At 43.5% G+C, this 21,866-nt stretch carries 15 protein-coding genes, 1 tRNA gene and 1 pseudogene; 6 read left to right on the forward strand and 11 right to left on the reverse strand.

Going from position 1 to position 21,866, the window contains the following annotated elements; genetic code table 11:
* Positions 1-78 precede the first annotated feature (78 nt).
* Together hslO and pckA are read left to right on the forward strand one after the other, a co-directional pair.
* Positions 79-957 carry an Hsp33 family molecular chaperone HslO gene (hslO, locus tag Xish_RS08360; RefSeq protein ID WP_099117470.1) on the forward strand — a complete coding sequence of 293 codons (879 nt, stop codon included), beginning with the start codon at positions 79-81 and terminating at the stop codon, positions 955-957.
* Positions 958-1,144: 187 nt separating this feature from the next.
* Complete coding sequence (pckA, locus tag Xish_RS08365; protein ID WP_099117471.1) at positions 1,145-2,764, forward strand: phosphoenolpyruvate carboxykinase (ATP); 1,620 nt, start codon at positions 1,145-1,147, stop codon at positions 2,762-2,764.
* Between the two features lie 67 nt (positions 2,765-2,831).
* Here the strand turns inward: pckA and Xish_RS08370 are convergent, their stop codons facing one another.
* The 6 genes from Xish_RS08370 to Xish_RS08395 all read right to left on the reverse strand — a co-directional run bounded on the left by Xish_RS08370 (position 2,832) and on the right by Xish_RS08395 (position 11,312).
* Positions 2,832-3,527 carry a pirin family protein gene (locus Xish_RS08370; protein WP_099117472.1) on the reverse strand — a complete coding sequence of 232 codons (696 nt, stop codon included), beginning with the start codon at positions 3,525-3,527 and terminating at the stop codon, positions 2,832-2,834.
* A 284-nt stretch (positions 3,528-3,811) separates the two neighbouring features.
* A complete protein-coding gene (locus tag Xish_RS08375) occupies positions 3,812-4,771 on the reverse strand; it encodes a GNAT family N-acetyltransferase (RefSeq protein ID WP_099117473.1) in 960 nt (319 codons plus the stop codon).
* A gap of 11 nt (positions 4,772-4,782) precedes the next feature.
* Positions 4,783-6,027 (reverse strand): phenylacetate--CoA ligase family protein, encoded by a 1,245-nt coding sequence (locus Xish_RS08380; protein WP_099117474.1) that lies wholly within the window; start codon positions 6,025-6,027, stop codon positions 4,783-4,785.
* Positions 6,028-6,042: 15 nt separating this feature from the next.
* Positions 6,043-8,463, reverse strand: coding sequence for an acyl-CoA reductase (locus Xish_RS08385; protein ID WP_099117475.1), 2,421 nt, complete (start codon positions 8,461-8,463; stop codon positions 6,043-6,045).
* A gap of 1 nt (position 8,464) precedes the next feature.
* On the reverse strand, positions 8,465-9,595 hold the full coding sequence (locus Xish_RS08390; protein ID WP_099118705.1) for a LuxE/PaaK family acyltransferase: 1,131 nt from the start codon (positions 9,593-9,595) through the stop codon (positions 8,465-8,467).
* 490 nt (positions 9,596-10,085) lie between these two features.
* The gene (locus tag Xish_RS08395; RefSeq protein WP_099117476.1) at positions 10,086-11,312 is read right to left on the reverse strand and encodes a BaiN/RdsA family NAD(P)/FAD-dependent oxidoreductase; all 1,227 of its coding nucleotides are present in this window, start codon (positions 11,310-11,312) and stop codon (positions 10,086-10,088) included.
* A 298-nt stretch (positions 11,313-11,610) separates the two neighbouring features.
* Between Xish_RS08395 and pitA the strand changes: the two genes are divergently transcribed.
* Positions 11,611-13,101: an inorganic phosphate transporter PitA gene (gene pitA / locus Xish_RS08400; RefSeq protein ID WP_099118706.1), complete on the forward strand. Its 1,491-nt coding sequence runs from the start codon at positions 11,611-11,613 to the stop codon at positions 13,099-13,101.
* 63 nt (positions 13,102-13,164) lie between these two features.
* Here the strand turns inward: pitA and uspB are convergent, their stop codons facing one another.
* On the reverse strand, positions 13,165-13,494 hold the full coding sequence (gene uspB / locus Xish_RS08405) for a universal stress protein UspB (RefSeq protein ID WP_099117477.1): 330 nt from the start codon (positions 13,492-13,494) through the stop codon (positions 13,165-13,167).
* Positions 13,495-13,842: 348 nt separating this feature from the next.
* On the opposite strand from uspB, the gene uspA reads away from it, so the two are divergent.
* Entirely contained in the window at positions 13,843-14,274 is a 432-nt protein-coding gene (gene uspA / locus Xish_RS08410) for a universal stress protein UspA (RefSeq protein ID WP_099118707.1), read from the forward strand.
* A gap of 258 nt (positions 14,275-14,532) precedes the next feature.
* Positions 14,533-15,875, forward strand: a pseudogene (gene gdhA, locus Xish_RS08420) (NADP-specific glutamate dehydrogenase).
* 81 nt (positions 15,876-15,956) lie between these two features.
* Here gdhA and rsmJ read toward each other — a convergent pair.
* Positions 15,957-16,700, reverse strand: a complete 744-nt coding sequence (rsmJ, locus tag Xish_RS08425) for a 16S rRNA (guanine(1516)-N(2))-methyltransferase RsmJ (RefSeq protein ID WP_167383242.1) — start codon at positions 16,698-16,700, stop codon at positions 15,957-15,959.
* Between the two features lie 5 nt (positions 16,701-16,705).
* On the reverse strand, positions 16,706-18,748 hold the full coding sequence (gene prlC / locus Xish_RS08430) for an oligopeptidase A (RefSeq protein WP_099117480.1): 2,043 nt from the start codon (positions 18,746-18,748) through the stop codon (positions 16,706-16,708).
* Positions 18,749-18,973: 225 nt separating this feature from the next.
* Here prlC and Xish_RS18570 point away from each other — a divergent pair.
* Positions 18,974-19,068 (forward strand) — tRNA-Sec (locus Xish_RS18570).
* Between the two features lie 272 nt (positions 19,069-19,340).
* On the opposite strand, the gene Xish_RS08435 is transcribed toward Xish_RS18570, so the two are convergent.
* Positions 19,341-20,240: a YopJ family acetyltransferase gene (locus Xish_RS08435; RefSeq protein WP_099117481.1), complete on the reverse strand. Its 900-nt coding sequence runs from the start codon at positions 20,238-20,240 to the stop codon at positions 19,341-19,343.
* Between the two features lie 742 nt (positions 20,241-20,982).
* The gene (locus tag Xish_RS08445; protein WP_099117482.1) at positions 20,983-21,861 is read right to left on the reverse strand and encodes a plasmid partitioning protein RepB C-terminal domain-containing protein; all 879 of its coding nucleotides are present in this window, start codon (positions 21,859-21,861) and stop codon (positions 20,983-20,985) included.
* Positions 21,862-21,866: the final 5 nt, after the last annotated feature.

Consider the following 21,866-nt stretch of genomic DNA (forward strand, 5'->3'; position numbering starts at 1 on the left):
ATTTTAAGCTGCATCCAATAAAAACAGGCAACTTGAAAGACGAAGGGTACAACCGCCTCAGCGAAATGAGAGAAATTTATGACCAAGCATGACCAATTACACCGCTTTTTATTTGAAAGCCATTCTGTCAGAGGGGAACTTGTGTCCGTTAGTGAAACTTACCAACGGATGCTGGAGAATCATCATTTCCCCCAACAGGTACAGCAGCTCTTGGGTGAATTGTTGGTCGCAACCAGCCTGTTGACAGCCACCTTGAAATTCAATGGGGATATCACGGTACAAATTCAGGGAGATGGACCAGTCAAACTGGCGGTGATTAATGGTAACAACTTGCAACAGATGCGCGGCACCGCTCGCATTGATGGTGATGTGAATGCCGCAAGTAGCCTGCGCGATATGATTGGTAATGGTTATATGGTTATCACCGTGACACCAACAGAAGGTGAGCGTTATCAGGGCGTTGTGGCACTGGAAGGGAATACATTGGCAGAATGCCTGGATGCGTACTTCAAACAGTCAGAGCAGTTGCCAACTCGCCTGTTTATCCGCACTGGTATGCAGGATGGAAAAATAGCAGCAGGTGGCATGTTATTGCAGAGCTTGCCTGGAGCACAGGAAGGCAGCGAAGATATGCTTGACCACTTGGTGCAACTGACTGCAACCATTAAGGGAGAAGAGTTGTTTACGCTGGATGCGAAAGAGATTTTGCATCGCCTTTATCATGAAGAAGATGTCACGCTCTATGAACCTCAGCCAGTCGCATTTCGTTGCACCTGTTCCCAGCAACGTTGTGCTGATACGCTGGTGACGTTATCAGACGCTGATCTTCAGGAAATTTTGCACAACGATGGCAAAATCGACATGCAATGTGAGTTTTGTGGCATGCACTATGTTTTCGACGAAAAAGATATCAACGAAATAAAAGCTGCAAAAAAGAACGGTTGCACTGATTCGTAATGAATTTTTATAGGGCGTTATACACGCCCTTTTTTATCCAAACCATTCCGCCATTTCGTGCCCTGTGTCTCATATAAACTTAAAAAAAGTAATGTGATTTCAATTTTTTGATAACAATCGCTGTTAATTAGTCATAATTATTTATTATCCCCTACAGAGATAAAGTATAACTGACCAGGAGCAACAAATGAGCGTTACAGGCATTACTGAGCAGGAACTTGCGGTTTATGGTATTCGTGATGTTAGTGAAATTATTTATAACCCAAGTTATGAACTGTTATTCTCTGAAGAAACTCAACCCTCACTACAAGGGTATGAGCGTGGCACATTGACTAACCTCGGTGCTGTCGCGGTAGATACAGGTATTTTCACGGGACGCTCCCCGAAAGATAAATATATTGTCCGCGATGATGTTACCCGCGACACCGTATGGTGGGCTGATCAGGGCAAAGGAAAGAACGACAATAAACCGCTCAGTCAGGAAACCTGGTCTCATCTAAAAGGTTTAGTTACTCAGCAGCTTTCAGGCAAACGTTTGTTTATAGTTGATGCTTTTTGCGGAGCCAATGCAGATACGCGCTTGAAAGTGCGTTTTATTACTGAAGTGGCGTGGCAGGCTCATTTTGTGAAAAATATGTTTATCCGCCCGTCAGATGAAGAATTAGTTGGCTTCACCCCTGATTTTATTGTGATGAACGGAGCTAAATGCACGAACCCACAATGGAAAGAGCAGGGACTGAATTCTGAAAACTTTGTTGCTTTTAACCTGACAGAGCGTATGCAGTTGATTGGCGGTACTTGGTACGGTGGTGAAATGAAAAAAGGGATGTTCTCAATGATGAACTACCTGTTACCACTGAAAGGTATTGCCTCTATGCACTGTTCCGCCAACGTGGGTGAAGAGGGGGATGTTGCTATTTTCTTCGGTCTTTCTGGAACGGGGAAAACTACGCTTTCTACTGATCCGAAACGTAAGTTAATCGGTGACGATGAGCATGGTTGGGATGATGATGGCGTGTTTAACTTTGAAGGTGGTTGCTACGCAAAAACCATCAATTTATCCAAAGAAGCGGAACCGGACATTTATCACGCCATTCGCCGTGATGCCCTATTGGAGAACGTCACTGTACTGGCAGATGGTACGGTTGATTTCAACGATGGTTCCAAAACAGAAAATACCCGTGTTTCTTATCCGATTTACCATATTGAAAATATCGTTAAGCCGGTTTCAAAAGCAGGGCACGCGACTAAAGTCATTTTCCTGACCGCAGATGCTTTCGGTGTACTGCCTCCGGTTTCCCGCTTAACCCCAGAACAAACCCAATATCACTTCCTGTCTGGCTTCACGGCAAAATTGGCGGGAACAGAACGTGGTGTAACAGAACCGACACCGACGTTCTCTGCCTGCTTTGGGGCGGCCTTCCTGTCACTGCATCCGACGCAATATGCGGAAGTGCTGGTTAAGCGTATGCAGTCATCGGGTGCGAAAGCCTATCTGGTCAATACGGGTTGGAATGGCACGGGCAAACGTATCTCCATCAAAGATACCCGTGCGATTATCGATGCGATTCTCAGTGGTGATATTGAAGAGGCGGATACCATTCAACTGCCGATTTTTGATCTGGCCGTACCAACGACATTGCCGGATGTGGATACCAACATTTTGGACCCACGCAATACTTATGCCGATAAATCCGAATGGGATATGAAGGCAAAGGATTTGGCGCAGCGCTTTATCGATAACTTTGATAAATATACTGACACCGCTGCGGGTGCCGCATTGGTGAAAGCGGGCCCTAATCTGTAGTGTAATTTTAAGTTTTCGATGAAAGAACTCTATTCGGTTGGGTAGAGTTCTTTTTCGGTACTCAACATCAGTTAGATGGCAAGTCAAACAGCAAGATTTCACTTTCTTGATTGGCAATTAGCTTAAGTTGGGTCTCATCCCAGATAGCAATACCATCGCTGGTGGTTGCCTGTATCCCATTAATTGTCACTTCACCACGAACGACCTGAATCCAGATGTTGCGTGCTTTTTCCATCTTATATTCATTATGTTCGCCATTTTTTAATGTCCAACGCCATAATGTCATATCCTGAAAAACTTTCAGGGAACCGGCATGGGCATCAGGAGAAAGAATTAATTGGCGACTTTCGATAGTATCAAAGCGGTGTTGTTCATAGCGAGGAGTGAGTCCTGTTTTTTCCGGCATGATCCAGATCTGGTAAAGATGCAGTTGGCTATCATGCTGTGGGTTATATTCTGAGTGACGGATACCCGTTCCTGCACTCATAATCTGGAATTCTCCCGCAGACACTTGCCCTTTGTTCCCCATACTATCTTGATGTTCCACTGTTCCAGACAACACATAAGTCAATATTTCCATATCCTTATGAGGATGCATACCAAATCCCTGGCCAGCGTCAATCACATCTTCGTTAATGACTCTGAGTGCAGAAAATCCCATGAAATTTTCATCATAATAATTGGCGAATGAAAAAGTATGCCAACTGTCCAGCCAGCCGTGATTGGCATGACCCCGTTCTGAAGCTTGGCGTAAGTAGATCATTACAAAATCCCTCAAAGTTTTTTTGTAGTCTAGTTGAAGGAATGAAATAGAAAAGACGGGAAATTTAATCTAAAAATTCAAAATTTTTGAAGAAAAATAAGACAATGTCAGGGCAAAAAAAAAGCCAACGAAAGTTGGCTTATAAAAGTAAACACTGGAAGCAATGTGAGCAATGTCGTACTTTCACATGGACCCTGAAGGTGGTGCACTGAAAGTGCTAAGAATGATAATCGTTCTCAATATCATTTGTAAAGTGTTTTTTTAGACAAATTTGCAGGCACTGTTTAAAAGTATGGTTCCATCATGTTTGTCGTATTAGCTAACCCCAACTCCATCTGATAGAGATGTTGAGTGCCCATATCATGAAATCGATATGGTGTTAATTGGTAGCCCCGTAGCCACAGTAAAAACCATCCATCATAGGTATCTGGACAAAGTCCAGCGAATCGAAATCCGCCTTTTTTAAGCAATGAGTACAATCCCAGAGTTTCTTCACATGCGGGCAGTTTCAAATAGGTTAACTGTCCAGAGGGAAGAGCGATGACCTCTGATAAAAAGTCAGTATGAACCTCGTATAGTGTGATTTCCAAACGTCGACCAGATTTTTTAATGGTAAATGGCTCAGAAACCATGGAACGCCGATACGCTGATGGAGTATTTTTAGATGATTCACCAACATATTGACGGATGTGGGCAACCCAGTTCTGCCAAGGTTGGGGCCAGTTCAGCTTTGGTAATGGCAAGGACTTAAGTGGCAAGATGCCCTGAACGATGCTTTCAGGTGCAGGCAGACCAAATGGCGAATCAACATAATCCAGCAGCAGTGCTGTAGAGTAGAAGCCTAAATTTCGAGCGATGTACTGGCTTTTAGGGTGTGAACATACCTGTTTCATCGTCAATAAATTATAACCCTGTTCTTTCGCATAGCCGCATAAGTAACTGCCCAGTGACTTAGCCACACCATGACCTTGAAAATCAGGATAAACGACAATCAGTGCCAGCTCTGCCTGATTTTTCTGTACCGTATCTTTAACCAGAGACGCATGACCAATGAGCTTACCTTGATGGAATGCCAAGGCAGAATACCATTGTCCTGTAGACTGGTAGTCATTGATGAGCCTTGGCAAATAGATGTCAGGATAGACATACGAATCACCGTAAACCTCTCGGAATAATTGGCTGATTTTTTTATCATCACCAGATTGATAACTGCGGATCTGAATAGTGGATTGGAAGATAGTCATCGATTTCAACCTTAGTTATAACGACGTAGATCCACAACTCGCTGCAATTTTCCTGATCGTGGGTGTGTATACATGCTATCGATATTGGTTTGAACGATCTCCAGCATATTTTGGCGTATACAAGCCTCTTCCAGACCCGGAAAGGCGGCCATAACCCGATGGCGTATTCTGTCGATATCTACAGTTTGCAGGCTTGCTACCAACAATCGGATTTTATCTTGCTCTACCCTCTGGCTTAGCTCCAATTGCCAGGCCAAAAGCTCTGGGTGTTTTGATAGTTGTGTAGCTAAATCGTCAGGGAATAATGACAGGGTGCCAAATCGTACACGATAGCCTTGATTAGCACGTCCTTGCAGCGCGAATTTACGGGCGGGTTGTTCCAGCTCGCACCAGCAAGCCATATCACCAGTAGGATAGCGGATCACCGGCATCAGTTGTCGTTGCAGATTAGTGACAACTAATAAGCCACGTTTTCCTGGCACAGTAATGGGCTGGTGAGTTATTTCATCGACGATTTCGATAATCGTGTCGTCAGAAAATACGCGATGCTCTCCCTGTTTGCAGTGGGGATCAGCAAAGCCAATCAAACCAGCATCAACACTGGCACAACCGATTGAACCTAAACGGGCGTGCGGAAAAACTTGTTGTATGATAGCGACCTGTGAATCAAACAAACTTTCTCCACCATAAAGAATGGTTTCCACCATCGGCAATGTTTGTCCCATTTCTTGCAAATAGTGAGCCAGACGGATTAACTGCACGGGTACACCTGCCAGCACATTGATATTGTGAAGGCAGATATTGTTAATCAGCAGTTCATCTTCCACTTTACAGGTGAAAGGAAATTCTAATATAGGGATTGGTGCATTAGATAATGCACCGTGGATGAATATAAAGCTGGTATAAAGATCACCAGCAAAAAATAAATTAGCCACCCGATCCCCAGTTTTTAACTGGCGGGCAATGCCTTGGCCAAAGGAATTAATAAATGCTTTCCACTCTTGCTGACTGAAAACCGACAACCGTCCATCGCTGGTTGAGCCACCTGTTTTAAACACATGACCGCCTTCCAGCGGGGCAGTCAGCACCGGCCATGTTGATAAGTTAGTTGAATGCGCCCAGTAATGGTTGGGTTCCACGAGAGGTAAATCTTCCAAAACCCAATTATCGGGGATGGATTTGTAAAGCTCTTGGTAATAAGCAGAATGCTCGCGTGCATGATGGAGCAAATCAGTCAATGTCATTTTGGTCATCATCTTAATTTTACTCAATTAATATTTACGCAAGTCAATGAATAATGGTGTTTTTCCACTATGTTTATTGTGTTGGAATTCAGTACTTGAAGTGGAAATAACGCCTAAATTCAGCAGATTTCCTTCAACAACTTCGGCAATTTTGAGATCTTTCAATAAATTTTGGCGCACAGTGAGAGGATCGGCATGATCAACTAATAGCTGAATGCTATCGATCCCATTACTGTCATGATTGATGATCCATTGCACGGGTAATGCCAGTTGTTCAGACAAATCAGCAAGATTGAAAAAAATACTGCCTACACGTAGCAGAGAACCGTGGCGTTCCTTAAGCCGGAAACGTGGTGAAGTCAGACCACATGAACAAGGTTGATTAATCCAGCAACCGAGATCCCCTAAATCGTAGCGTTGGACGGGTTGTGCTTCACGGTGGCGGGAAGTGAATACCAGACGACCCGTTTCCCCCTCTGCCACGGGTTGATCATTCTCTATATTGAGGATTTCCAACCATTGAGTTTCAGCCATTAAATGGAAAACACCATCCTCGCTGGCTGCGCACGCATGTCCCATTGGCCCTGCATCGACGGAACCGTAAATTGTTGAGCGTATCAGGGTAACACCAAAGCTGGTCAGAAAGTTTCGTTGGTTTATATTGAGGTGTTCGCCCCCCAGTAATAACTTACGAATGCCGCCATATTGACGTAGTTTGGTTTCTTCATTTAAAAATAGCCGATGTATCGTGCTTGGCATACCTACCAGCGTATTAATGCGTTGATGTACGATAAAATCAGCGATTTCACGAAAATCATTATCGGCAGGGCCACCCATTGGATATTGTGTCACTCCTAATTTATCCAAAATGGTGAAGAAGCTCATCATGCCACCGTACAACTTCCCGCCATACAATAGGTTCATGACGCGATCGGTTGCAGGTTGAAGCCCTGAGGCGAATACGCCATCGGCAGCGGCCTGCATCTGCCTGTGGTAATCATGGTAGCTATAAGCAGCCAGCTTAGGCGTACCACTACTACCGCCACTGCGAAAAAACAGACGAGCTTTATCGTTGGGAACCAGTGTCTGAAAATCTGCTTTATTCATGACAGGCAGATTTTCTAATCCGCGTGGACGTAGTGGAGGCACATCAAGATGGGCGCAACCTGCCATTAAATCAGGCGCAAGGCTGACAGATACTCGCTTGGTAAGGCGTGATAGTGCGTAGACTCCATCATGTGGTTCACCATGATAGCCGTCATGCATCTGTCCCGCCGGCGTGATACGGCTGACACCCGCAGCAAACAGGGTATGACTCATTTCGGTGATATGCTCTTGATGGGTAATCAAAGCACAACTTTGCAGATAGTTACGCCAAGGCAGCAAAATAGCGCACAGATGCTGACGTGGAGCAGGGCGTATTTGCAATGTGCGGAACAAAGGGGACGCCGCTAATTCCTCTTCGTGTCGCCATATCACTCGCCAGCCGTCGGCTTGCCATATTTCACCCTGTACCTGTGTAAATGCGAAATCGAGTTGTTGGAAAGCCGTTTGAGTCGTAATTTCAGCGGCTTCCTGAATGTCCGGTTTCAGGGCAGGGTGTAATCCGGCACGACGTTGCAGCGCGGCTGCCATGCGTTGTCCGATATGTTGTAAAACCTCAGGATCATCGCTATCGACCAGCAAACATTGTGGGCTGGAACAGGCTTGTTGGTCATAACGACAGATATCATCAGCCAATGCATCCAATTGGGTATCATCGGCGGCGTCAGGGCTTAACCAGGCAATACTGATACGATGCCCCCAATCTATCCAGCGGCAACCTGCGGGTAGTTGGGCACGAATGGATGTCAGGGAAGAATCGCTTCCCCAAGCAGAAACCGCATCAGCCAGACTGAACAGCTCTGGCAATTGCGACACTGGCAACGGTAAGACGGCTACTCTGGCAGCTAAATTACCTGAAATATCATGAGACAAAAATTCTGCCAGCAGTTGCGCACTAAACCCGTTATCGCTGCTGCTTGGGCGTAACCAGTTAATATTACCTACCAGCAAACTCTCTATTATAGCCATAAAGGGCAAAAGTTCAGCATTGGAAGGCGTAATATGGACGATCAGGCCTAATGGCTTCCAGGTTTCATATCGGTTCTGGTTATAATCGAATCGACGCAGTGAAAAAGGGTTTTGCCCAAGTTCCCGCTCCAGTTTGGCTTCCAGGGCTTCACGTTGGCAAAAAGCGATAAGCGATCCCTTAGTTTGGACATCAAACAATGGATGTTCATCCAGATTGGCAAGATATTCGGCAAAGCGTTGTGCGCAATCAAGTACCTGCTCAGAAGTATGGGGGTGTGCCAGCAGATCAGGTAAACGCTCACGCAATTTCGCGATTTCTTGTTTTGCCAATTGTTCTGAAGGCATCGGATTATTCATGATTTTTACGGAAGACATATCAAGATCTCTTAATCAATTCTGAAGCGGCAATCGCACAACTACGGCCTTTGCTAGTGCCAGCGCGGCCAAGCAGTTCAAACCAATCTGTTTCAAGTTCACAACCACAGCTTTCACCGCAATGCAGCACAGCCAGATCGCTTGTAACGATGCTGTGGGCTGGGCAGGAAGTGATATAAGGTGATGTAAAATGCAGAAAACCTGGCTCTCCATAAGGTTGGCAGGTTAAGTTGGCCGTATGGCGCACATAAGCACGGGCATAGACTGGAACATGGAAATTATGGTGGGAGCATTCAACATAAGGGACTGGGTGTTCAACGGAACCATAACCATCACGACAGCGCATATCAGGGATACCCAGTTGTTCGGTTATTCGTTGATATAGTTCTTTTTTAGGAATGGATTTATCGGCATGTGTTTTCCATCCTCCACCGAGAAAAACCAGCGATTCAGGATGCAGTTTCAGTGCCGGCAGCCCCATCTGCTCCATTCTTTGCAGGGTGAACCATAAAAAGGCAGGAAAACCGAAAATCCGCACAGGTAATCCTTCCTGAGCGAACTGCTGGAGTGCCGTAATAGTACCGAAGGGATCGAATTCATTACCTTGTCCGTTATGGCGCAAGGCGTAATAGGCGCGGTTGACGGGAGCATATTTACACAGGAATTGATCGGTGTAGGCTGTACCCAGAGTGACGGCACCAGCGGGTTCGTAGCTAAGCAGCAAGTAGTTACAGGGTTGATCAGAGGTATTCCAGCCATAATAGTCAAAAATAGAGTCCACCATATGCTGGGCAGCCGCAATACTTTCCGTATCGTAGCGCATACGGCTTTTTTGTCCGGTAGTGCCGGAGGAAGTCAGTTCCAGCGCATCTTGTGCACTATCGCTGAGTATCAAATTACGTTTGAAATAATTGGCAAATAGCAAAGGCAGGCTTGACCAATCATCCAACGTCATTAATGCCTGTTTATCCAAGCCGTGATCTGCCAGCCACTGCTTGTAACCAGGGGTATGTTCGCAGTGGTACAGCGTCAGTTCACACATGGCGTTATTAAATAATGCATCATATTCGGTACAAGCACGGTAAGGATGTGTGATAGCACACAGTGCTTTGACGTGAGGTAAGTTTTGCATATCAGCACTCATTCTTCAGTAACAGCTATAATAAATAAGCAATTAATTAAAAGTTATTAATGAATTGTTTATTCTTAGATTGCGTGTAATCATTTTTGATAGTCAATATATATTAATTATTATAATTTATTTGGCATCTATCTAAATTTGATACTTTGACGTTTTTGGAGAATGTTATGTTGCGTCTGACTGTGATGATTTTTTAAGAATAATGATATTAAAGGTGATAATAGGTGTTTTTTACCGTTTTTTAGCTAATGTCACCCTGTGTTTGCGGAGCGCATTATTTCAAACCAAATGATAACAATCAAACTATTTTTCTAATGTTTATTTTTCTTTCTGTGTTTGATGTAATCATTGTTTAATATATCATTTCATTCTTTATTATTATGTAATGCTTTATTTTGATGCACGAAGGGATTAGATGGATAAGCTTAGTGTCCATGAAATAGCGACCACCTCTTAAGTTAAGTAAGTGGTCTAATTTTTCTTAAATAATGTGGTTTTCTACATAAACTTTTGTATGACTACTCACCAAAGCCTGCGCACAAGCCCATGCCGAACTCCATGCCCATTGGAAGTTATACCCACCAAGCCAACCGGTTACATCCACCACTTCACCAATAAAGTACAACCCCTTCACCTTATGGGTTTCCATCGTTTTTGATGACAACTCGTGAGTATCCACCCCGCCAAGAGTCACTTCCGCTGTACGATAACCTTCCGTACCATTGGGTTGCACCTGCCAGCATTGCAGGGTTGTGATTAGCGCTTTTTGCTGTATGGAATTAAGTTGTTTCAGGGACAGTTCCGGCAATTGCTCAAGAGACTGCAAACATTCCACCAGACGTTTAGGCAGTAATTTAGCCAGTGTGTTTTTCAAACTCTGATTGGGATGAGATTCTCGTTCTTTATCCAGAAAACTCCCGAAGTCTGTATCAGGAAGTAAGTTAATACTCACATACTCACCAGGCTGCCAATAGCTGGAAATCTGCAAGATAGCTGGGCCAGAAAGGCCACGATGGGTGAATAGAATATTTTCCCTGAATACGGTGCCATCTTTTGCGGTCACGACAGAAGGAACCGAAACACCGGAAAGGGTTTGAAGTTGTTCCAGTAGCGGTTTATGCAGGGTAAAGGGAACTAATGCTGCACGTGTAGGCAGGATATTGAGTCCAAATTGTTCCGCGATGCGGTAACCCAAAGGAGAAGCTCCCAGTCCGGGCATGGACAAACCACCGGATGCCACAACAAGTGAGTGTGCACTTACTTGCCTTCCTGTTACCGTAATGACAAAACCTTGTTCTTTCTTCTCGACATGAGTCACTTCGCTACGCAATCGGATCGTTACCTGTCCTATTTCGCACTCTTTCAAAAGCAGGTCTATGATTTGTTGTGCTGAGTCGTCGCAGAAAAGCTGCCCCAATGTTTTTTCGTGGTAAGGAATACTATAGCGTTGTACAAGATCAATAAAATCCCACTGGGTATAGCGAGCAAGTGCTGACTTACAAAAATGGGGATTGGCAGAAAGGTATGCTGCCGGTTCGGTATACATGTTGGTGAAATTACAGCGCCCTCCACCGGACATCAAAATTTTGCGGCCTGCTTTTTTGCCATTATCCAGTACCAGAACGTTTAATCCAGCTTGCCCTGCCTGTGCAGCACAAAATAAGCCAGCAGCGCCAGCACCAATAATAACTACATCAAATTTTTCCATTCATTTGTCTCTTTTGGCCAATTTATTTGTGGGAATTCACTGCATTGTGAGGGCTCTGTTCACGAACTACGGAGAAAAATAGGCATTTGGTTTAACTTTCTGCTATAAAAAATTATTTTTCATCAAAAAAATATCAAAACATTAAAATTAAATAACTCTTTGATATATTTAATAAATGCAAGATTTTTTATGTCATTTGACCATCATTAAATCAAAAAAAGGTCATATTTCTCTTTTCCCGCTACCATTTGTCACTGATAATGCGCGCGTTCATGTCCTACTAACTGGCTTAACGTTTATGCTACATCTGTTTACTGGCCTGGAATTTTATACCGGCCTTATGTTAGTGCTTGCTCTGTTGTTTGTGCTTTTCTATGAAGCCATCAATGGGTTTCATGATACCGCAAACGCAGTAGCAACTGTTATTTATACCCGGGCAATGCGTTCACAGCTTGCCGTTGTGATGGCAGGGGTTTTTAATTTTTTGGGTGTTCTCCTTGGTGGATTGAGTGTCGCTTATGCGATTGTGCATCTACTACCGACGGATCTTCTACTAAATGTCAGTTCAGCTCACGGCTTGGCTATGGTTTTTTCCATGCTGCTGGCGGCGATCATCTGGAATTTAGGTACGTGGTATTTCGGCATTCCTGCATCTAGTTCCCATACGTTGATTGGTTCTATTATCGGTATTGGCTTGACCAATGCGATAGTGACCAGTTCTTCAGTGGTTGATGCGTTGAATATTCCGAAGATGATACAGATTTTCATGTCCTTGATTCTGTCTCCTCTTGTTGGTCTGGTCATTGCCGGCGCGATGGTGTTTTTACTGCGTCGCTATTGGAGCGGTACAAAAAAACGTCGTCGTATTCATATGACGCCTGTTGAACGTGAAAAACAGGATGGCAAACGCAAACCCCCATTCTGGACACGTACAGCCCTGATCCTCTCTGCGGTTGGTGTGAGTTTCTCTCACGGAGCGAACGATGGCCAGAAAGGTATCGGTTTGATTATGCTGGTTCTGATTGGCGTTGCGCCTGCGGGTTTTGTCGTCAATATGAATTCAACCAGTTATGATATCGCTCGCACTCGTGATGCCGTTGTCCACTTGCAGCAGTATTATGGGCAGCATGCTCCTGCGTTGACTCATGCGATTGAGCTGAGTCCAGCCGCTCCTGCAGTTGAAAATCAGCTTGATATGACGTTCCATTGCGATAGCTCACGCGCGTTGGTGGTGTTGAACAAAGCTGAAAGTATGTTAGCGAGTATTCATAATTTCAACGAGTTAACGCCGGATCAACGTAACAGCATGCGCCGTATGTTGATGTGCGTCGCTGATACAGCCAACGCTGTGGCTAAACTGCCAGAAACCAGCCTTGAAGATGCCCGTTTCCTGAATAAGCTGCGTAAAGATCTGTTAAGTACGGTGGAATATGCGCCATTATGGATCATTGTTGCAGTGGCTCTTGCCCTCTCTTTGGGCACAATGGTTGGCTGGAAACGTGTTGCTGTGACTATCGGCGAGAAGATTGGCAAAAAAGGCATGACTTATGCCCAAGGTGTTTCTGCTCAGGTGACGGCTGCGGTTTCTATTGGTGTTGCCAGCTATACGGGTATGCCTGTATCCACAACACAAGTGCTCTCTTCTGCGGTAGCGGGGACGATGCTGGTTGATGGTGGTGGCGTGCAAAGCAAGACCATCAAAAATATCATGTTAGCATGGGTTTTGACGTTGCCGATTTCCATTGCATTGTCAGGCTTACTGTATTGGATCGCCCTTAAACTGATCTAATGACGTTTTAGAAAAAAAGGTTGGCTGTTCGTCATTGAGAGCCAACCTTTTTTATTTTTTACTTCAGATTATCATCGCTATCAGGCATAGCAGAACAACACCACATAGCACTTCCGTCAAAATAAATTGTTTCCTCATCCTTTCGCACAACAAGACGACATCAGGGTCGTGATGGTTGATATAACTTTGTGAATTGATGTAACGCACGAGCCGAATCTGTTTATTGAATTGGCCATTAGCTCTGAAAAAACCATTCCCATCAACGGATTGATACAGGAGAGGGTCTGATTCGCGTAAAATTGCCAGAAGTACACGGAGCGAAGAAAAGTAGCGAATTATGTTAATAATGCAGATAAGGCAGACTGCCCAAAATAGTGCAGTGGTATTGAACATACTTTCCCCTCCTGATTGTGGCAGCAAAGGTTGCCAATAGTTGCCAGTAAAAGAAGAAACCACTAGAAAACGTTTTTATTTGAATAATAACTATATTAAATCTTAGTTAAAAATACAGCTCTCAGCGGGTATTATCGTAGGGCATATAATCCGCTATTGTGACAGGTTTGTTAGAAATATTGTTTTTTCTGGGTCAGGCTCGCTGTTTTCAGCGAGTTAAGAAAGTAAAACAATAAGTTGTGATCAAAACAACACACAAAAGACACATTGAGCGGTTATAGTGTAAGCATCGAATAATGGCGTTTAATGTTGCCAATCCATTTAATTGACGTTATGGAAGGAGTTTTTATGGCTTACAAACACATTCTTGTTGCGGTTGATTTATCTCCAGAAAGTCAGATTTTGGTGGAAAAAGCTGTATCATTGGCGAAACCGTACAATGCCAAAATTTCCCTGATCCATGTTGATGTCAACTACTCTGATCTTTATACCGGCCTGATTGACGTAAACCTTGGCGATATGCAGGAGCGTATCGCAGATGAAACCCGTAATTCCCTGAAAGAACTCTCTGTTGGTGCAGATTATCCCGTTCAGGAAACGTTGAGTGGCAGTGGTGATTTAGGGCAAGTCCTTGTGGATGCTATTAAACAATATGATATGGATCTGGTTGTATGTGGTCACCATCAGGACTTTTGGAGTAAGTTGATGTCTTCTGCTCGCCAGCTTATTAACACCGTTCATGTTGATATGTTGATTGTACCTTTGCGTGATGAAGAATAATCTTCGGCTGATATTTTATTCCGTAAAATCGCCTGCTTATGCAGGCGATTTTTTTATCCCCAAAAAAGATAATGAAACTGCTTTAGAAATTGTCAAAGGTATTTTTAAGAAAATCTATAAAAAATATTTGTTGAAAATTAAGCATGGAACAGTGCTATATTCAGAAAGCAAACCGTAATTACCTCACATTTTCGACAACAAAATAATATGGAAAATGGCTGGGGGTCATCACTTCTGAATGACATAAAGGAAGCCCAAATGAATATTTCATCATCTTTAGTCTCATTTCTCGATTCAGTTCAATTCCGTAATCAGCATCAACCAGAATACCTACAGGCAGTACGAGAAGTGTTGACCTCTCTCTGGCCTTTTCTGCAACAAAATCCACAATATTGTGAGCAAGGATTATTGGAACGTCTGGTGGAACCGGAAAGGGTCATCCAATTCCGCGTCTGTTGGGTGGATGATCAAGGGAAAGTACAGGTTAACCGAGCATGGCGGGTTCAATTCAGCTCTGCTATTGGGCCATTTAAAGGTGGGATGCGTTTTCATCCTTCTGTTAATCTTTCTATCCTGAAATTTTTAGGCTTTGAACAGACATTGAAGAATGCGCTGACAACGTTGCCGATGGGGGCGGAAAAGGGGGTTCAGATTTCGATCCCAAAGGGAAAAGCCACGGTGAAATTATGCGATTCTGTCAGGCATTGATGACTGAACTTTACCGGCATCTGGGGCCGGATACCGATGTACCTGCCGGCGATATTGGTGTGGGCAGCCGTGAAGTAGGTTTTATGGCGGGTATGATGAAAAAACTGTCCAACAATACGGCGTGCGTTTTTACCGGTAAGGATCTGTCTTTTGGTGGCAGTCTGATCCGCCCTGAAGCCACCGGATATGGACTGGTTTATTTCACCCATGAAATGCTCAAACGGCATGGTATGGAACTTGAAGGTATGCGGGTATCTGTATCCGGTGCGGGAAATGTCGCCCAGTATTCTATTGAGAAATGTATGGAACTGGGGGCGAAAGTCGTCACGGTATCAGATTCAGGCGGTACGGCATTGGACGAAGATGGTTTTACACCGGAGAAACTGGCTCACCTGCAAGAGATCAAAAATCAGCGTTACGGACGTGTGGAAGAGTATGCCAAAGATCGCGGACTGACTTTCCTGAAAGGCCAAGATCCGTGGTCTATTCCTGTGGATATTGCCTTGCCTTGTGCAACGCAGAACGAACTGGATTTAGAAGCTGCGAAGATATTGATTAAAAATGGTGTAAAAGCGGTTGCGGAAGGCGCCAATATGCCAGCGACGATTGAAGCTACTACGGCTTTCCTTGAAGCCGGCGTTTTGTTTGCACCGGGTAAGGCGGCTAACGCGGGTGGCGTGGCAACTTCGGGTCTGGAGATGGCACAAAACGCAGCGCGTCTGAGTTGGAAAGCGGAGAAAGTGGATATTCGCTTACATCACATCATGCTCGATATCCATCAGGCTTGCGTAGAATACGGTGGAGAACAGAAACAGACTAACTACGTACAAGGCGCAAATATCGCTGGCTTTGTCAAAGTGGCGGATGCGATGTTGTCACAAGGCGTTGTGTAATAAGTAATTGTGTAATAAGTAATTGTGTAATAAGGAATTGTAGCGCTAAGAACCCCATTCAGAACATGGGGTTTAATTTTTCTAACAAGGATAAATATCGAAACGGTGATTTTTGGTGCTAATTGCGGCGGAAGCTTTAACACCTGCCAGTGGTTCTGCATAATCTGGTCGTTTCACGACAACACGACGTTTTGCCAATTCTCTGGCAGGTTCCAGTAAACTATCAGCATCTTCATCAGCCCCGACCAGCGATTGGAAAACCCGCATCTCTTTTTTGACCAGAGCGCTTTTTTGTTTATGTGGATACATAGGGTCAAGATAAACCACATCAGGCGACGGTGTAATATCCGTCAATGCCGTAATGCTTGAGGCATGGATCAGCGTCATGCGCTCTTTCAGCCAGCCACCAATCTCTTCATCCTGATAGCCCCGCTGTAAACCATCATCCAGCAATGCGGCTACCACGGGGTGACGCTCCAGCATCCTGACATGACAGCCAATAGAAGCCAACACAAAAGCATCGCGTCCTAATCCAGCGGTAGCATCTACAACATTGGGTAAATAATCTTTCTTGATACCGACTGCTTTCGCGACGGCTTCACCACGGCCGCCACCAAAACGGCGACGGTGTGCCATTGTCCCGCTGACAAAATCGACATAAATCCCGCCCAGCTTAGGCTCATCGCGTTTGTGTAATTCCAGACGTTCGGGAGTCAATACTAATGCCATGACTGAACCTTCATCGTGGATCAGCTCCCAACGTTCAGCCAATCGCGATAAGGCGCTATGATCAGCGCCTTCTTCACAAATCAAACAAATCTTCACTGGTTTTATCCGCCGATGCCGTAGCTCTCGAGCATTGCATCCAATTCTGGTTCACGACCACGGAAGCGGACAAACAGAGTCATGGGATCTTCTGAGCCGCCACGGGTCAAAATATTGTCGAGGAATGACTGGCCTGTTGTGCGATTGAAAATCCCCTCTTCCGAGAAGCGAGAATAGGCATCGGCTGCCAGAACGTCCGCCCACAGATAGCTGTAATAACCCGCCGCATAGCCACCATTAAAGATATGGCTAAAGGAGTGCGGGAAGCGTCCCCAATCTGGTGATGGCACAACCGCAACTTGTTTTTTCACTGATTGCAGCATTTCCAGGATTTGCGCCCCTTTAGCTGGATCATATTCCGCATGCAGACGGAAATCGAACAGACCAAACTCAAGCTGACGCAGAATTCTCATTGCGGCCTGATAGTTTTTGGCTGCCAGCATATTATCCAGCATCTCTTGTGGCAGTGGTTCCTGAGTTTGATAGTGACCGGAGATAAATGCTAATGCTTCCGGCTCCCAGCACCAGTTTTCCATAAACTGGCTTGGACACTCTACGGCATCCCACGGTACACCATCAATGCCAGCTACATCCAAGGCTTCAATCTGGGTCAGCATATGGTGCAGTCCATGCCCAAACTCATGGAACAGGGTTGTGACTTCATCGTGCGTAAACAGAGCTGGCTTATCACCGACTGGCTTGTTGAAGTTACACGTCAGATAAGCGACCGGATTTTGCAACTCGCCAGATGAGCGGCGCATTCTGCCGACATAACTGTTCATCCATGCGCCCCCGCGTTTATGTTCACGGGCGTAAAGATCTAAATAGAAACTGCCGCGTAATACCTGTTTATCATCATACAGATCAAAGAAACGAACATCAGGATGCCATGTATCTACATCATGGCGCTCTTTGGCGGTAATGCCATAAATGCGGCGAACCACTTCAAACAGCCCTTCCAACGCCCGCTGTTCAGGGAAATAAGGGCGTAATTGTTCATCATCAATAGAGAAGTTATGTTGTTTTTGCTTCTCGCTGTAATATGCCAGATCCCACGCTTCCAGCTCATCAACACCGTGGTAAGATTTGGCGAAGTCAGTGAGTGCTTCCAACTCTTCTTTACCTTGTTGATGGGCACGTTTAGCCAGATCGTTCAGGAAATCGAGCACTTGCTGGGGGGTTTTAGCCATTTTGGTCGCCAGAGAACTTTCAGCATAATTCTTGAACCCCAGTAATTGGGCGAGTTCATGGCGTAATGCGAGTAGTTCCGCCATCACTTCACTGTTATCCCATTTGCCGGCATCTGGCCCTTGATCGGAAGCTCGTGTTGTATAGGCGTAGTACATTTCTTTGCGCAGTTCACGATTATCGCCATAGGTCATGACTGGCAGATAACTTGGCATGTTGAGTGTCAACAGCCATCCATCCAGCTCCTTGGCTTCGGCGGCTGCCTTGGCTGCGGCTTTGGCACTTTCAGGCAGACCGGTCAGATCGCACTCGTCGGTAATCAATTTGGTCCACCCCATAGTGGCATCCAGCAAATTATTGCCGAACTTTGCACCCAGCTCAGATAAACGGGCAGTAATTTCACCGTAACGCTTCTGTTTTTCTTCTGGCAAGCCAATGCCGGTCAATTCAAAATCACGCAAAGTATTTTCAACAACCTTGCGCTGTGGCTGGGAAAGGGTTGTGAAGGCTTGGCTCTCTCTCAGGGATTTGTAGGCTTGATATAACCCTTTATGTTGCCCCAACCAGGTATCGAATTCAGAGAGCAGGGGTAAGCTTTGCTCATAGGCTTCGCGAAGCTCTGGACTATTCTTGACCGCATTCAAGTGTTCGACTGGCGACCACATACGGGAAAGCCGATCTTTCTCTTCTGAAATGGGTTGGCACAGATTATCCCAGGTAAAAGCGGAGTTTTCGGATAAAATCTTCTCAATTAATTGGCGGTAATTGGCTAACATTTCTTCCACAGCAGGCACGACATGTTTTGGTTCGATTGCAGAAAACTTAGGCAATGCAGAAGATGTCAGTAGCGGATTAGTCATAATGAGCGCCTTATATGTATATTTGGGTATAGGCTGAAACCAGCCCCGCATCCCAATGGGTTGTTGACGATAGATGGGGATAAGATATCGTGAGTTCAATGCTAATGCTGCACTTTTATGCGAATAATTAGGCTCTTTTTCTATCAGAGATCTGTGAAGTCACGGAGACGTTTAGATATTATTGGCGACGCGCTATAATCCCTGCTCTTTATCAATTTCATTAATGGAAGATCATCGCCTCCGGTGGGGCGGCTGGGCTTCAAATCCAGATGGGAGCCGCCAGCGACCCTCGGCAGGTTCGACTCCTATGTTCTCCTCCAGTTATTGTCTGGTGTCGTCTTTTTACCTCAATAAAATGTATTTATTTCAATGAATACATGACCCTTCAGCAGGTAAATGAAATTAGAGAAACTGGATAAAGTAAATATAAAAGTGTAAGGAGCAGGGACAATTTTATTTTCACCCTTGGTGAAATTGGCTTTACTGGATATAAACCCCGCTTGAAATTTGGGTTTGCGATAGCCCTAAATAACCTTCTATCGAGAAGAAGCGATAGAAGGTTATCATCTTACTGATATAACTTATTTTTTATTCATGACTCATCGAGCCAATGTAGCGCAGCTTCAGCAAGGCTAAGTCTTTTTTCTTCAATAGAGTTACTGTAGGTACGTTTTTTTTCGTCAATTGTGCGGGTTACTTCATGGCGCTTATATCTGTCTATCAATGTCTCTCTTCCTCCTGGTTGCTTATTCGCTTTCATATCCTTATTGATTTCACCAAAATGACTTTTGAAGTAATCATTATAAATATTCATTAAACTCATTGACTGCGCGTGTTTAAAAAAATCAATAGGCAATAATTTTATTGCTTGATCGAAAAATACAACCCGCGCTTTTTTTATTGAGTCATCATCAAGTTCTGGTTTGTAAGGTGAGTGTTTTTCTCTAATAAATTCTATTTTATTATTGAAAAGATCTTGATGAAGCTTTACAAAGTGATCACTATATTTATGCATCTTTTTCAAAAAATGGAGTGAAAAGAGTAGGCAATCTGCATCACTATTTTGTATTTGGTTATAAATATAAAGGGTTTTTATGTTTGGAATATCCTTAAAATCAAAATATAGTTTAGAAAAAATAAATTGATTTTTTCCGCGGCTTGAATCAACAAAAATGATAGAAATATTATTATCTACATCTTTAAAAACATTAGCTGAGGCAAAATGCGTCCTATCTTCACCAGCGTTAATCACAAATCGCTTGTGTTCATTACTAAATAATTTATTTGATTTATCTAATTCTTTTATATGTCCAGTAAATTCATGCACAGTCATAATAGTAGGATGTGCATTCATACGAGATGTTGCATTTAAATGCTTTAATATTATTTTACAATTAAATATATCCATTTTTATATTATTGAATTGATAATTATTTGTTTTATTTGATCGGATTTTATCTATATACGATCTTAACGAGTCTTTATCAGACATTTTTAATACTCCTATTAGTTGCTTGAAAAATCATAATTAGTTGATTTAACTTTTTAAGAAAGACTATCTCTTGCTCTGATTATTGGTTTTTTACCTTGAGATACACAGGTAATAATGACTGTGTTACTTATTTTACTCTACTTGATTTTTAACAAAAGTGCTTAATCCCATTTTCTTTTTAAACAACAAACATTAATTTTTTGTATGTTCAAACATCATGGTTAGAATTCTTTATTGTTATTTTTCATTGTGTTAAATATTTACTTACTGAAAAAATAAATTAATTATAGAAATATCATGAAAAAACTACTCGAATTATGCCAACAAAAATCCGATTTAACCCAAAAAGTGCGTTCGCTTCTCACCAAAACCGAAAACGAAAAGCGCTCACTCAATGCTGATGAAGACAAGTAATTCGACGAACTGCGCAATCAGTCTGATTCTCTGAATACAGAAATAACCCGTTATGAAACCTTGTCTGATGAAAAACGTAATCAGACTAAAACTCAGCCGACCCAGTGAAACTCAGTAATGATGAATTACGCCACTATAAGTAATCCATCACCGCTATCGGCAATAGGCCGCGCTTCCTTAGGACGGCGCGGCCTGTATCGATAACACGGGAGTTAAACTTGTAATCCTACAATCATTTTTAGCTAAGTGGATATTATTAGCCATGAATTATTTATTACCTTAAATTTCATAATTTATAAGGCTAATATGGGAAAAATGAAATTTTCCCTTAAGGATATATGTCATCAAGTTTTTCAATGCCTGATATCTTTTTCAGAATACTCAGGTACTCCATATTGTTTTCATACAGCCAGTGAATAACATTGTTATGACTAAGAAGCTTTGCTATATAGCCTTTCACTATTGTCAGGCTCAAGTTGTTTTCTGCGTATTCATCTTTCAAATTTTGGGTTTCAATTTGTAATGCAGCCATTTCTTTTTCAAGTCGAGCCAGTGTTTTAATGACATCTTTGTTTTCGGATTGAGTTTTATTTTTCGAAACCAAATGCTCTGGAGACAAAGCATGTAGCATCGACAATGCAAATTTTCTTGTGAAGTTATTCAATGTGATCATTGTGGTAACAAATTCCATTTGTTTATAAGGTTTGATTTTTCTTAGCACATCAAAAACATTTTGCGATATGTTTTTTTCAGCCAACAGAGCAATGACCTCCCCTGAGATACCGTCAGATATACGGAGCCGAGTATTTATTATGCTGGGTGATACACCAAGCACAGCACTAAGCTTTTCAATCGATACGCCTGATTCTACAGCTTTCTTTAGCATTTTTTGCTCCTGTAAAATGGTCAGGCGATTAACCCGTTTGTTATATGAATAGGCTTCGTCAACAGGAGATATCAGGCAGTGAGCATGGGATATACCCAGATCTTTTAGCGCTTCAATTCGGAGGTGTCCATCCAGAATTTTCTTCCCTCCATCATCATTTAAGTAAATGATAACTGGCTCAATCAGCCCAATTTCTGAAATTGAGGTCAATATTTGCTTGTATTTATTACTTGATTTTATATTTATAGGTAATGTTCTGGATTGTGATAAGCTCTCAATGGCATAGGTTTGAAAATGGCTATCAAAGCATTGTTTTATCATGGTGG

The sequence above is a fragment of the Xenorhabdus ishibashii genome (genome assembly GCF_002632755.1).
In the GTDB taxonomy this organism is placed as follows: Bacteria; Pseudomonadota; Gammaproteobacteria; order Enterobacterales; family Enterobacteriaceae; genus Xenorhabdus; species Xenorhabdus ishibashii.